This window comes from Kitasatospora purpeofusca, assembly GCF_034043715.1.
Classification (GTDB): Bacteria; Actinomycetota; Actinomycetes; order Streptomycetales; family Streptomycetaceae; genus Kitasatospora; species Kitasatospora purpeofusca_A.
The window spans coordinates 1-12,302 of the sequence record NZ_JAXCLC010000031.1 but is presented as its reverse complement, the minus strand read 5'-3'; the positions used below and the strand labels follow the sequence as shown (position 1 = coordinate 12,302).

Here is a 12,302-nt window from a genome sequence, read left to right as displayed (position 1 = left end):
GCGCCCAGGGACAGGGCGCGGGGACCGGACCAGGACGGTCGCCGAGGGCATCGCGACCGTCCACGGCCCGGAAACGAAGCGGCCCCACCCGGCTCCCCCGCCGGGTGGGGCCGCTTCGTTCCCGCACCCTCCGGGGGGAGCCGCTCAGCCCTCCCCCGGACCGTCCCCGACACCCTCCGCCCCCGCTTCGTCCCCGTCCCCGTCCTCGGCCCCGGGCCACCCAGGGCGCAGCGGCAGCGGCCGGGCCGACTCCAGCGCCGGATCGTCGATCCGGAAGGTCCGCACCCGGCCCGGCCCGCTCCACGGCGTCTCGAACCGGACCGTCACCCGCCCCACCCCGCTGCCCTGCACCCACCCCGGTCCGTGCTCGGCATGCCGCACGTCCTGCCCCGGCAGCCAGCGGCGCACCGGCGCCGCCTGCTCCTCGGCCGGCTCCGGCTCCTCCTCCACGCCGGCCTCGGCCTCGGCCTCGGCCGCCGCCTCCTCCCGGACGGCCTGCGCGAAGAGGTCCTCCTGGGTGTAGTCGGCCAGCTGCGCCACCCCGACGCCCAGCAGCCGCACCCCGCCCGTGATGTCCACCTGCGAGGCCAGCCGTCGCGCCGTCTCGACGACCACCGCCTCGTCGTCCGTCGGCCCGCGCAGCGTCTCCGACCGGGTCAGCGTGGAGAAGTCGAACCGCCGTACCTTCAGCACCACCGTCCGCCCCGAGCGCCCGGCCCCGCGCAGCCTGCGCACACAGCGCAGCGCCAGCGCCTCCACCTCGCGCAGCACCCGGTCCCGGTCGGCCAGGTCGACCTCGAAGGTGTCCTCCACCGACACCGACTTGGCGTCCTGGTCCGCCACCACCGGCCGGTCGTCCAGCCCGGTCGACATCGCGTGGACGCCGACGCCGTGCGCCTTGCCCAGCAGCTGCACCAGCTCCGCCTCGCCCGCCTCCGCGAGCTCGGCCACCGTGTTCAGCCCCGCCCGTCGCAGCACCTGCTCGGTGGCCGGGCCGATCCCGGGCAGCGCCCGCACCGGCATCGGTCCGAGCACCGCGCGCTCCTGCCCCGGCTCGATCAGCACCAGGCCGTCCGGCTTGGCCTGCTCCGAGGCGATCTTGGCCATCAGCTTCGATCCGGCCACCCCGACCGAGGCGGTCAGCCCGGTCCGCTCCACGATGTCCGCGCGCAGGTCCTCGGCCAGCGCCACCAGCAACCGCTCGCCCGTCCCGTGCTCCGCCTGCGCGAGCACGGGCCCGTAAGGACCGGCCTCCAGGTCGACGAAGGCCTCGTCCAGGCTGAGCGGCTGCACCAGCGGCGACAGCTCCCGCAGCAGCCCCATCACCAGCCCGCTCGCCCGCCGGTAGGCCTCGAACCGGCCCGCGAGGAAGGCCGCGTTCGGACAGAGCCGACGCGCCTGCGCCATCGGCATGGCCGAGTGGACCCCGAACTTCCGCGCCTCGTAGGACGCGGTCGACACCACCCCGCGCCCGCCGAGCCCCCCGACGATCACCGGCTTGCCGCGCAGGCTCGGCTTGGACGCCTGCTCCACCGCCGCGAAGAAGGCGTCCATGTCGAGGTGGATGATGCTCGGCAGTGACCGCACCCGCCGATCATCCCGCACGGGTCCGACAACGCCTCCGAACCCGGCCGCCGGGGGTCAGCGGACCCCGGCGCCACCGCCCGCACCGTCGCTCGCACCGTCGCCCGTGCCACCACCCGTACCGGCCGCGCCCGCGTCCGCCAGCGCCCTCGGAACGCCCGGCTCGCGCGGCCCGAGGAACAGCGGGTCCGGCCGCAGCCAGGCGTTCAGCAGCGCCTTCCCCGCCCCCGGGACCTCCCGGAAGCCGCCGTACAGCCAGGTGAGGTCCCTGACCTCCGGCACACCCACCGCGTACGACTCGATCCCCGCCGCCTCGCAGAGCGCCAACGCCCGACGGACATGGAAGTCCTGACTCACGAGCACCGCCCGGTCGACCCCGAAGATCCGGTGCGCCCGGGTACAGGAGTCCCAGGTGTCGAAGCCCGCGTAGTCGCCGACCACCCGCACCTCCGGCACCCCGTGCTCGACCAGGTACCGGCGCATCGCGTCGGTCTCGTCGTAGCCGGTCCGGCCGTTGTCGCCGGTCACCAGGATCGCCCGGACCTTCTGCCGCTCGTACAGCTCCACCGCCGCGTCCAGACGGTGCGCCAGGTACGGCGAGGGCTTCCCGTCGAACAGCCCGGCGCCGAAGACCACCGCCACCGGCGCCGACGGCGCGCTCGCCACCGTCCCCACCCGGTCGCCGGCCGAGAGCCAGAGCCAGGCGCTCGGCGCGAGCGCCAGTGAGCAGCCGAGCGTCACGAGCTGGAACAGCCGCCGCTGGGCCGGCCGCCGGCGCAGCCGCCGGCCGAACCCCACCGCCCTGCGCGCCACCAGCCCGGGGATGCCGGAACCGAACCGCACGTGCCCTCCCTCGTCTCGGCTCACCGGGCACGACGACGCCGGGGGCCGGACGGTTCCCCGTCCGGGCCCCCGGCGTCATTCCGAAGTCCCCGCGCCGCGCGGGAGAGCCCGCGGGAAGTCCGCGGGTGAGTCCCTACACCGCGCGGTTGCGCCGCTGCGCCAGCTCGTCCGCCGGATCGTGGCCGACCAGCGTCTCACCGGTGTCGGTCCGCTCCGCGTGCAGCCGGGCCAGCGTCAGCTCCAGCTCCCGCCAGACCGCGCCGACCGCGATGCCGAACACCCCCTGGCCGCCCTTCATCAGGTCGACCACCTGCTGGGGCGTCGTGCACTCGTACACCGTCGCGCCGTCGCACATCAGGGTCAGCCCGGTCAGGTCGGCGACCTCGGCGGCGGCCCGCAGATGGGCGACCGCCACCCGGATGTTCTGCAGCGAGACCCCGGCGTCCAGCAGCCGCTTGACGATCTTCAGCAGCAGGATGTCGCGGAAGCTGTAGAGCCGCTGGCTGCTCGCCGGGTACACCGAGCGCACGCTCGGCTCCAGCAGTCCGGTGCGGGCCCAGTAGTCCAGCTGCCGGTAGGTGATGCCGGCCGCCGTGCAGGCGGTCGGCCCGCGGTAGCCGATCAGCTCGGAGGTCGGCGGGAGCCGCTCGATCGCCGGCTGGCCGGGCTGTACGGCCGGGAACCGGCCCACCCTCGGCAGCTCCGTCCGGGGCAGCTCGGTCACCGTGCGGGCGGTGCGCGGCAGGTGCACGGTGCACAGGCCTCCCGTGGCCACTTCGTCGCCAGTGCCGGTCATGCCTACCTCCGTCCACTCGTGCTGCGGGCAAACCGGGCCGCGGGCGTCGGACACCCGGGCAGCCCCTCCTGACGGTAGGCAGTCCCCTATGGCCCGTCAACGATCGCCACGCCGAGCCGAACAGACCACATCACTCAGGCGGGTGGTTTTTCGTGCCCCCAGTGTGGGTAGGTGCGCGTTTTTTGGCAAAACGACCATAGCCCCGCGAGCCCGAAACCGGAGCGCGGCCACCGTCACCGGGCCGCCGCCGGGCTACCACCGAGCCACTGCGGGGCGGCGGCGGAACTACTGCGGGCCGCTGCCGCCGAAGTCCTCCGGCGAGACCTGGTCCAGGAACTCGCGGAACTTCTCGACCTCGTCCTCCTGCTCGTCCGGGATCGCGATGCCCGCCTCGGCGAGCACCTCCTCGCTCCCGTAGATCGGCGTCCCGGTGCGCAGCGCCAGCGCTATCGCGTCGGACGGCCGGGCGCTCACCTCCACCCCGCCGGCGAAGACCAGCTCGGCGTAGAAGACGCCCTCGCGCAGGTCGGTGATCCGGACCTCGGTGAGCTGCTGGCCGAGGGCTTCCAGGACGTCCTTGAAGAGGTCGTGCGTCAGCGGGCGCACCGGCGTCATGCCCTGCTGGGCGAAGGCGATCGCGGTCGCCTCGCCCGGGCCGATCCAGATGGGCAGGTACCGATCGCCCCCGACCTCGCGGAGCAGCACGATCGGCTGGTTGGAAGGCATCTCCACCCGGACACCCACGACGTCGAGCTCATTCACACACGCAACCCTATGGCTCCCGACCCGGATATGAAAGCGCAGCGCCGACGGCGCTGGTCAGAGGCCCGGCGAGGGCGGTGGACGCGGTCCCGGACGCGGCCCGCGCGGCCCGGGTCCGGGCGCCCTACGTGCGGGCCCGCAGACCCGCCTGCACCATCGCCGCGTGCAGCCGTACGGAGAGTGTCGCCAGCTCCCGGGCCGTCGCCTCGGCATGCGCCCTGGTCTGCGGGTTCCGGTGCCGCCGCAGCGGCGCCACGATCTGCTCGACCAGCGCGATCTCCCGGTCGGCGGCGGCCTTCATGGCCCGCAGGTGCCGGGGCTCCAGCCCGTACCGGCCGAGCTCCGCGACCAGCCTGGCGACCTGCAGCGCCTCGCCGTCGTACCCGCCGTCCGGCCCCGGGGCGACCAGCCCGTAGGCCTCCCACTCGGCCAGCGCGGTCTCGCCGGCCTCGGCGGCCGCCAGCAGTTCGGCCCGGCCCAGCCGCACCCCGGTGGCGGCCTCGGCCGCGACGGCCAGCTCGCGGTCCGCCTCCTCCAGCGGGCCCGGCCGGGTGTCCGCGGCGGGAAGCGCGGGCGGGGCCTCGCCCCGCTCGATCGCGTCGAGGTGCTCGCGGATCACCCGCAGCGGCAGGTAGTGGTCGCGCTGCATCCGCAGCACGTAGGCCAGCCGCTCGACGTCGGCCGGGCTGAACTTGCGGTACCCCGAGGGCGTGCGCTGCGGCTCGACCAGCCCCTCCGCCTCGAGGAAGCGGATCTTGGAGATGGTGACCTCGGGGAAGTCGTCACGCAGGAAGGCCAGCACCGCGCCGATGCTCAGCAGCTCGTCGCCGCCGCGCCGCCGCCCGGCGGGCCGGTCCGGACGGAGCGGCTGCCTGGGGGCCGCGACCACGCCCCGCGCGCCCTGGTCCGGCCTGGGACCGGACGACGCGGGGGTGGCCGCCCCGAGAGGAGAGGAAGGGGTGTTCGGACTCACTCGGGCTCCCGCCGACGTTGGTTTCAGTACCCCCGGTTGTGGCTGGCGAAGAAGACCAGCCGGTACTTCCCGATCTGCACCTCGTCACCGTTGTTCAGGGCGACCTCGTCGATCCGCTCCCGGTTGACGTAGGTGCCGTTGAGGCTGCCGACGTCGGCGACCGTGAAGCCGCCCCCGGGCGTCCGGCGGAACTCCACGTGCTTGCGGGAGACCGTGACGTCGTCGAGGAAGATGTCGCCCTGCGGGTGGCGGCCGGCCGTGGTCTTGTCCGAGTCCAGCAGGAAGCGGCTGCCGGAGTTCGGGCCGCGCTGGACGATCAGCAGGGCCGAGCCCGGCGGCAGCGCGTCGATCGCCGCCAGCACCTCGGCCGAGAGCGCCGGTGTGCCGGTCCCGGTCGTGGTGTTGGGGTCGTACGACTCCAGGCCGGAGATCGAGATGGTCGAGGTGGTCTCGGCCGATCCCTCGGGCAGCAGCCCACCACGCAGCGCCGTACCGCAGTTGGAACAGAACCGGGCCGAGGCCGGGTTCTGGTTGCCGCACCTGGGGCACGGAGTGGGGCCAGCCATGTTCACAGCCTCCTGGCGCGGCACACCCGACGGGTTGTGCCCGGCGTACGGGTCCGGAGCAAACCCTCCACCAGAGGTTGAGGGTGCTGACGGGAAACCTATGCGCGGCCCGCCAGAGGGGTCAACCGACGCGCCGTAGCCCGCCTGATTCCCCGCGTACTGGGTCCCGGCACCGTCCCGGAACATGGGGCGCTCGGCGTACTCGGCGCCCTCCGGGGCGGAGCGCATGCCCGGCACACCGGGCTCGTCGTCCCTGCGGTGCAGCGCGGTCGGCGCCTCCGCGGCGGCCGCGTCGCGGCCCTTGTGACGACCGAACAACTTCGAGAAGAAACTCACGGGCGAATCCCCTTGCGTGTGACAGACCCGCCCGTGGGGCAGGGTGAGAACCTCGGACAGGCTGCGGGCCCGGTCGTGGATCGGGCCGGCGGGAGTGGCACTCCGAGTGTGCTGGTCACTTCGGAGCCGGCTTGGCGTACTGCGGCGTCTTCAGATCGACGAGTGCGTCGACGAACACCTTCTGCTGCTGGGAGATCGTCGCACGCGCCTGGTGGCTCTCCAGAGTACGGACGACACCCCCCGGGATGTTCAGCGCGGGGGTGAGGTCCTGCGGGTTCCCCACGACGGTGAAGCGGTAGGGAGCCGAGACCTTCTTGCCGTCGATCTGCACACCGCCGCCGGACACGTCCGTGAAGTAGGTGTTGACCACCACGCGCACATCGTTGATCTGAATCGCCTCCGCCCCCGCCGCTCGTAGTTCCTGCAGGGTGTCCAGCAGCATATCCGCCTTCACCTGCCCTTGGGGATCATCGACCGTCAGTACGATGCCCGGACCTGTGGCCTTGACGGTCCCGGCGAGCACGCCGAGTTCCGTCACCTTCTTCCTGGTCTGCTCCTGGGCTTCCTTGGCCTGGTTGGAGCTGTTCTCCAGCTTGGCCAGGGACTGCTCCAACTCCGCCTTCTCCTGCTGGAGACGCTGCTGACGGCTGTCCAGTTCGTCGAGGATGCGGACCAGGTCCTCCTGGCGCGCGCCGCGCAGCTGACTGTGGTGGTCGTTGGTCGAGCGGACCTGGATCGCGAGCCCCAGACCGAGCGCGAACAGCAGCACGGCCACCACCAGCTGACCGCGCGACATCCTCGGCGGCCACAGCGCCGCCTTGAGCCGCCGGCGTCCGGAGTGGCGGTCCACCGCGCGCGCGGACACCGACATCGGCGCGGGCTCGACCTCCTCCGACTCCTCCTCGAACCCGGGCTCGTCCTCGGGCTCGCGCGCGAGCACGGGCTCCGGCGCCGACTCGGGCCCGGACCCGGGCGCGGACACCGGCGGAAGCTCCGGCGCGGGCACCGCCAGGGGCTTCGACCCAGGCTCCGACCCAGGCTTCGGCGCGGGCCTCGCCGCCGACTCGGCCGCCGGGCCCGGGCCGGGCGTGGACGCCACCTCGGGGGCGCGTGCGACCACGGCCCCGGGTACCGGCCGCGTCACGGGCCCGGGCACCCGCTCGGGCTCCTGGACGCGCTCGTGGACACCCTCCGGCTCAGGCTCAGGCTCGACCTCCGCCCCGGCCTCCGACCCGGCCTCGGGCCCGGGGGTCCGCTCCACCGGCTCGGCCGAGCGCCCGGCCACCGGCCGCGCGCGCTCCCCGGTGCTCTCCGCCCCCGCCCCGTCCTCGGCCCCGGCGGTCACCGTCCCGTCCGGGGACCGCTCCGCCTGCTTCTCGTCCCGCACGACTTCTCCCGCCGATCCGTCCACTTCCTCCTCCGCCGCGCGCCCGCGGCCCGGCTCAGGCGCGGAAGACATGGCGCCTGATCGCGGCCGCGTTGGAGAAGATGCGGATGCCGAGGACGACGACCACACCGGTGGACAGCTGCGAGCCGACCCCCAGCTGGTCGCCGAGGAAGACGATCAGCGCCGCCACCACCACGTTGGACAGGAACGACACGATGAACACCTTGTCGTTGAAGATCCCGTCCAGCATCGCCCGGACGCCGCCGAACACCGCGTCCAGCGCCGCCACCACCGCGATCGGCAGATAGGGCACCACGGCATCGGGCACCTCGGGCTGGACGAAGAGTCCGACGACGACGCCGATCACGAGACCCAGTACGGCAATCACGGTGTAGCTGCTCCAGTCGCTGCGGAGGACGACCCGGTGGTCGTGGTGGACGGGCGGGAGGATCCCTTGGCGGGCGGGGAGGACGCCGGGGGCGGCGAGGCGGTGGTTCTGGCCGGCGTACTCGGTGAGCGCTTGGCGGGGGTCGACCCGCTCGGCTTCGCCGACGGCGAGGCCCCGGCGGACGGACCGGAGGAGGCCGGGGCGGACGGCGACGGCGACGGGCTCCCGGACGGCGAGCCGCTCGCACCACCCGTCGGAACGCCGGTCGGCCCGGTCTCGGGCACGGCGGGCTGCGCGGTCCGCAGACTCACCCCGACGGCCGCGGGCAGCGTCATGCTCTTCTGGGCCGACAGGGTCGACTTGATGCCGTACTTCTCCTGCAGCAGCCGCAGGTACTGACCGGCCATGGCGCTCTCGAAGGCGCCCAGCAGCCGCGGCCCGTCCCCCAGTGCCTGCACGGTGTACGGCGGCACCAGCGGCCGGTTGTCCACCAGGACGGCCTCGCCGGCCGCGCGGATCGCCGAGAGCGCGGTGAGCCGCTGCCCGTTGATGGAGACCGCCTCCGCACCCGAGGCCCAGAGTCCGTTCACCACCAGCTGGAGGTCCCGGTCGCGCAGCCGCCCGCTGTTGGAGAAGCCCTGCCCGGAACGCGGGTCGACGTTCCCGCCGGCGCCCGTCCCGGCCGCGTCCTCCAGCACCAGCTTCACACCCGGGCCGGTGACCTCGGCGAGGCCGACCGCGCCGGCCAGCGCCGCCGGGTCGCCCTCGCCCGGGGCGAGCGCCTGCCGCTGAGTGCTGTCGACCTTCCGGCGCAGGTCCTGGACCTGCTGCTGGACGTGGTCCGCCGAGCCGTTGGCGTCGTTGATCCGGTGGATCAGGGCATCGCGCTCCTTGGCCAGCGTCGGCTCCGCCTTGTGCGCGTTCACCGCCCCGACCGTGATGACCGCGCCGACCAGCGCCAGGCCGGCCCCCAGGGTGACCAGCCCGCGCACCGTTCCCGGTATCCGGTACGGACCGTCCCCGCCCCGCGCGGCGGCCGCCTCGGCGTACCCCTCGTCGAGGCTGTGGTCCATCACATTGGTCAGCAGGGACATCGAGGCATCCGGACGGTTGTACCGTCCACTGCTGGCACCCTGCCCCGACGTCGCTGACATGCCGACCATCGTCCCATGTCGTGCGAGGGCCCCGCGCACGCCCCCTGAGCTGCAAGTATGCCAAATATGGTGGAATGCGATCCAACTGCCCGAAACGGACAGCGGGGCGGGGCGGCCACCGCCGCTCCGCCCCGCCGCGGGCTCAGCGCCCGGCGCTGTCGACCACTGCCGCCCACTCGTCGAGCAGGGCCTCGGTGGCCGCGTCGTCCGGCCCCTCCGCCCACAGGTGGGTGACCGCCTCGGCCGGGTCGGGCAGCACCAGCGTCCACCGCCCGTCCGCCTCGACCACGCGCACACCGTCCGTGGTGTCCAGTTGTCGGCTGCCGGCCGCCTCGACCACCGAGCGCATCACCATGCCCTTCGCCGCCCACGGCGTCGCGATGTCCCGGCGGCGGATGTGCGCCTGCGGGATCCGCGCGTCGATCTGGCTCAGGGTGAGATGGGTCCGGGCCACCAGGCCGACCAGCCGGACGAAGGCCGCCGCCCCGTCCAGCACCCCGCTGAACTCCGGCACCACGAAGCCGCCGCGGCCGTCGCCGCCGAACACCGTGCCCTCGGCGGCGGCCGCCTTGGCCAGGTCGTCCGGCGTCGTCGTGGTCCACATGACCTGCGTGCCGTGGTACGCCGCAACCTGCTCGGCGATCCGGGTCGTGGTCACCGGGAGCGCGACCTGCCCGCTGCGCCGCTCGGCCGCGACCAGGTCCAGCAGGACCAGCAGCGCCCGGTCGTCGTCGATCACCCGGCCGAGCTCGTCCACGAAGGCCACCCGCTCGCCCACCGGGTCGAACCGCACACCGAACGCGGCGCGCGAGGACGCGACCAGCTCGCCGAGCCGGGCCAGCCCGGCCCGCCGCTCCTCGGCGTCCTCGGTCGGCCGGGCCTCGTCCAGCCCGCTGGAGACGGTCAGCGCCTCCACCCCGAGCCGGCCGAGGATGCTCGGCAGAACGAGTGCCGCGCTGCCGTGCGCGGTGTCGACGACCACCTTCAGACCGGCCTCCCGCACACCCGTGGTGTCCACGGCCCGCAGCAGGTTGCCCGCATAGCTGTCGAAGACGCTCGACGGGAAGGTCAGGTCACCGATCTCCCCCGGGAACGCCCGCCGGTACTCCTGGCGTGCGTAGACCCGGTCCAGCTTGCGCTGTCCGGCCTGGGACAGATCGGCACCGCGCTCGTCGAAGAACAGGATGTCCAGCGAGTCCGGCACGCCGGGGGTGGTGCGCAGGAAGATCCCGCCGGCACTGCCTCGCGCGGTGTGCTGCCGCGCCACCGGCATCGGCACGTTCTCCAGGTCGCGGACGTCGATCGCGCTGGTCTGCAGCGCCGAGATCATCGCCCGCTTGAGTGCCCGCGCGCCACGCGAGTGGTCACGCGCGATGGTGACGGTCGCACCCTTCTTCAAGGTCGTCGCGTACGCCCCGGCCAGCCGGACAGCCAGCTCCGGGGTGATCTCGACGTTGAGGATCCCGGAGACGCCACGCACCCCGAACAGGTGCTCCTGCCCCCGGGACTCCCAGATCACCGAGGTGTTGACGACCGCGCCGGCCTCGATGGTCTTGAACGGGTAGACCCGGACGTTGGCCCCGATGATCGACTCCTCGCCGACCAGGCACTCGTCCCCGATCACCGCGCCGTCCTCGATCCGGGCGGCCCGCATCACATCGGTGTTCTTGCCGACGACGCAGCCCCGCAGATTGCTCTGCGGCCCGATGTAGACGTTGTCGTGCACGACCGCCTTGTGGAGGAAGGCACCGCGTTTGACCACGACGTTGCTGCCGAGCACGGTGTGCTCGCGGATCTCGACGCCCGCTTCGACCTTGGCGTAGTCGCCGATGTACAGCGGTCCCCGGAGGATCGCCTCCGGGTCCACCTCGGCCCCCTCGGCCACCCAGACGCCCGGCGAGATCTCGAAACCGTCGAGCTCGACCTCGACCTTGCCGTCCAGGATGTCCGCCTGGGCCTTGCCGTAGCTCTCGTGGGTGCCCACGTCCTCCCAGTAGCCCTCGGCCACGTAGCCGTAGACCCGTTTGCCCTCCTTGAGCAACTGGGGGAACACGTCGCTCGACCAGTCCACCGACTCGCCGGCCGCGACGTAGTCGAAGACCTCGGGCTCCATCACGTAGATACCGGTGTTCACCGTGTCCGAGAAGACCTGTCCCCAGGTCGGCTTCTCCAGGAAGCGCTCGACCCGGCCCTCCTCGTCGGTGATCGTGATACCGAACTCCAGGGGATTCGGCACCCTGGTGAGACAGACGGTGACCAACGCGTTCTTGCTGCGGTGGAACTCGATCAATTCCGTGAGGTTGAAGTCCGTCAAAGCGTCACCGGAGATCACCAGAAAGGAGTCGTCCTTGAGGGCGTCCTCGGCGTTCTTGACACTCCCCGCAGTGCCGAGTGGGGTCTCCTCGTTCGCATAGGTGAGGTGCATGCCCAGCTCTTCGCCGTCACCGAAGTAGTTCTTCACCAGTGAGGCCAGGAACTGGACGGTCACGACGGTGTCGGAGAGACCGTGCCGCTTCAGCAGACGAAGCACATGCTCCATGATCGGCATATTGGCGACCGGGAGCAGTGGCTTCGGCATGCTGGAGGTCATCGGGCGAAGTCGAGTGCCTTCGCCCCCTGCCATAACAACGGCTTTCATTACGGGTGCGTCCTCCTTCGCGGTGGTGGACCGTTCAGGTCCATCAAACCGTTCCAGTGGAGGTGTACCCGGAAGATATCGTCCGACGCACCGTCGCGAGGTGGTACTTCTCTCAGATCACGTCTCAGACCGTGGACGGCGAGGAGGCCGGGCCACCGCGGACGATCTGTCGCACCTGGACCGCGTAAAGAATGGCGGCCCACCAGTACAGCGTTGCGCCCCACCAGATGAACGCCCAGCTCACGATCTCGGCCGGCCGGGCGATCCAGCTGTCCCCGGCGCCGAGCAGCAGAAGCGGAAACGCGTACATCAGATTGAATGTCGCGGCCTTCCCCAGGAAACTCACCTGCAACGGCCCGTAGCCGTGCCGGTTGAGAATCGGCAGCAGCCCCGCGATAAACACCTCGCGCGCCAACAGGATGACCGTCAGCCACCACGGCAGGATCTCACGCCAGGTCAGGCCGACCAGGGTGGAAAGCACGAAGAGCCGGTCCGCCAGCGGGTCGAGCAGCTGCCCCACCCGGCTGATCTGCCCCCACCTGCGCGCGAGCTTCCCGTCCAGATAATCACTGATGCCACTGAGCATCAGGATCAGCAACGCCCACCCGTCGTTGTTCGGACCGTCGAACACCGGCCAGAGGATCAGCCAGAGGAACAGCGGAACACCGACCAGCCGGCCCATGCTGAGCAGGTTGGGGATGGTGAGGACGCGATCGGTCTGGACCCGCGTCTCCTGGACCTCCACCCGGGGGCCTCCTGTCACGTACGGCAACTTTTCACGTCGACCTTACAACAGAAAAGCCCCCGACCGATTACCGGCGGGGGCTCTTCCAGAAAATTTGTTCGGCGGCGTCCTACTCTCCCACAGGGTCCCC

11 protein-coding genes are annotated in these 12,302 nt (G+C 72.3%); all 11 read right to left on the bottom strand.

The features are described from left to right. Positions 1–144 precede the first annotated feature (144 nt). Entirely contained in the window at positions 145–1,587 is a 1,443-nt protein-coding gene (locus SM793_RS17715; RefSeq protein ID WP_320439156.1) for a DNA polymerase IV, read from the bottom strand. A gap of 54 nt (positions 1,588–1,641) precedes the next feature. Further along, complete coding sequence (locus SM793_RS17710; RefSeq protein WP_320439218.1) at positions 1,642–2,397, bottom strand: vancomycin high temperature exclusion protein; 756 nt, start codon at positions 2,395–2,397, stop codon at positions 1,642–1,644. Positions 2,398–2,560: 163 nt separating this feature from the next. Next, positions 2,561–3,223, bottom strand: coding sequence for a MerR family transcriptional regulator (locus tag SM793_RS17705; RefSeq protein WP_320439155.1), 663 nt, complete (start codon positions 3,221–3,223; stop codon positions 2,561–2,563). A 285-nt stretch (positions 3,224–3,508) separates the two neighbouring features. Beyond that, the gene (locus SM793_RS17700; protein WP_030303568.1) at positions 3,509–3,985 is read right to left on the bottom strand and encodes a bifunctional nuclease family protein; all 477 of its coding nucleotides are present in this window, start codon (positions 3,983–3,985) and stop codon (positions 3,509–3,511) included. 124 nt (positions 3,986–4,109) lie between these two features. After that, positions 4,110–4,802 (bottom strand): MerR family transcriptional regulator, encoded by a 693-nt coding sequence (locus tag SM793_RS17695; protein WP_320439217.1) that lies wholly within the window; start codon positions 4,800–4,802, stop codon positions 4,110–4,112. Positions 4,803–4,981: 179 nt separating this feature from the next. Beyond that, positions 4,982–5,524 (bottom strand): FHA domain-containing protein, encoded by a 543-nt coding sequence (locus SM793_RS36455; RefSeq protein WP_030303564.1) that lies wholly within the window; start codon positions 5,522–5,524, stop codon positions 4,982–4,984. 451 nt (positions 5,525–5,975) lie between these two features. Then, entirely contained in the window at positions 5,976–6,842 is an 867-nt protein-coding gene (locus SM793_RS17685; RefSeq protein ID WP_320439154.1) for a DUF881 domain-containing protein, read from the bottom strand. A gap of 460 nt (positions 6,843–7,302) precedes the next feature. Then, positions 7,303–7,635, bottom strand: coding sequence for a small basic family protein (locus SM793_RS17680; protein WP_030062488.1), 333 nt, complete (start codon positions 7,633–7,635; stop codon positions 7,303–7,305). After that, entirely contained in the window at positions 7,632–8,789 is a 1,158-nt protein-coding gene (locus SM793_RS17675) for a DUF881 domain-containing protein (RefSeq protein ID WP_320439153.1), read from the bottom strand. Before SM793_RS17675 ends, SM793_RS17680 begins: the two co-directional genes overlap by 4 nt. Before the next feature lie 142 nt (positions 8,790–8,931). Then, positions 8,932–11,427 carry a mannose-1-phosphate guanyltransferase gene (locus SM793_RS17670; RefSeq protein WP_320439152.1) on the bottom strand — a complete coding sequence of 832 codons (2,496 nt, stop codon included), beginning with the start codon at positions 11,425–11,427 and terminating at the stop codon, positions 8,932–8,934. A gap of 124 nt (positions 11,428–11,551) precedes the next feature. Then, positions 11,552–12,172, bottom strand: coding sequence for a CDP-alcohol phosphatidyltransferase family protein (locus SM793_RS17665; protein WP_320439151.1), 621 nt, complete (start codon positions 12,170–12,172; stop codon positions 11,552–11,554). Positions 12,173–12,302 lie beyond the last annotated feature (130 nt).

Bases quoted from the DNA above. Each gene is read 5' to 3' on its own strand.
- SM793_RS17705 (WP_320439155.1), bottom strand. From the start codon at position 3,223: ATGACCGGCACTGGCGACGAAGTGGCCACGGGAGGCCTGTGCACCGTG.
- SM793_RS36455 (WP_030303564.1), bottom strand. From the start codon at position 5,524: ATGGCTGGCCCCACTCCGTGCCCCAGGTGCGGCAACCAGAACCCGGCC.
- SM793_RS17675 (WP_320439153.1), bottom strand. From the start codon at position 8,789: ATGTCAGCGACGTCGGGGCAGGGTGCCAGCAGTGGACGGTACAACCGT.
- SM793_RS17670 (WP_320439152.1), bottom strand. From the start codon at position 11,427: ATGAAAGCCGTTGTTATGGCAGGGGGCGAAGGCACTCGACTTCGCCCG.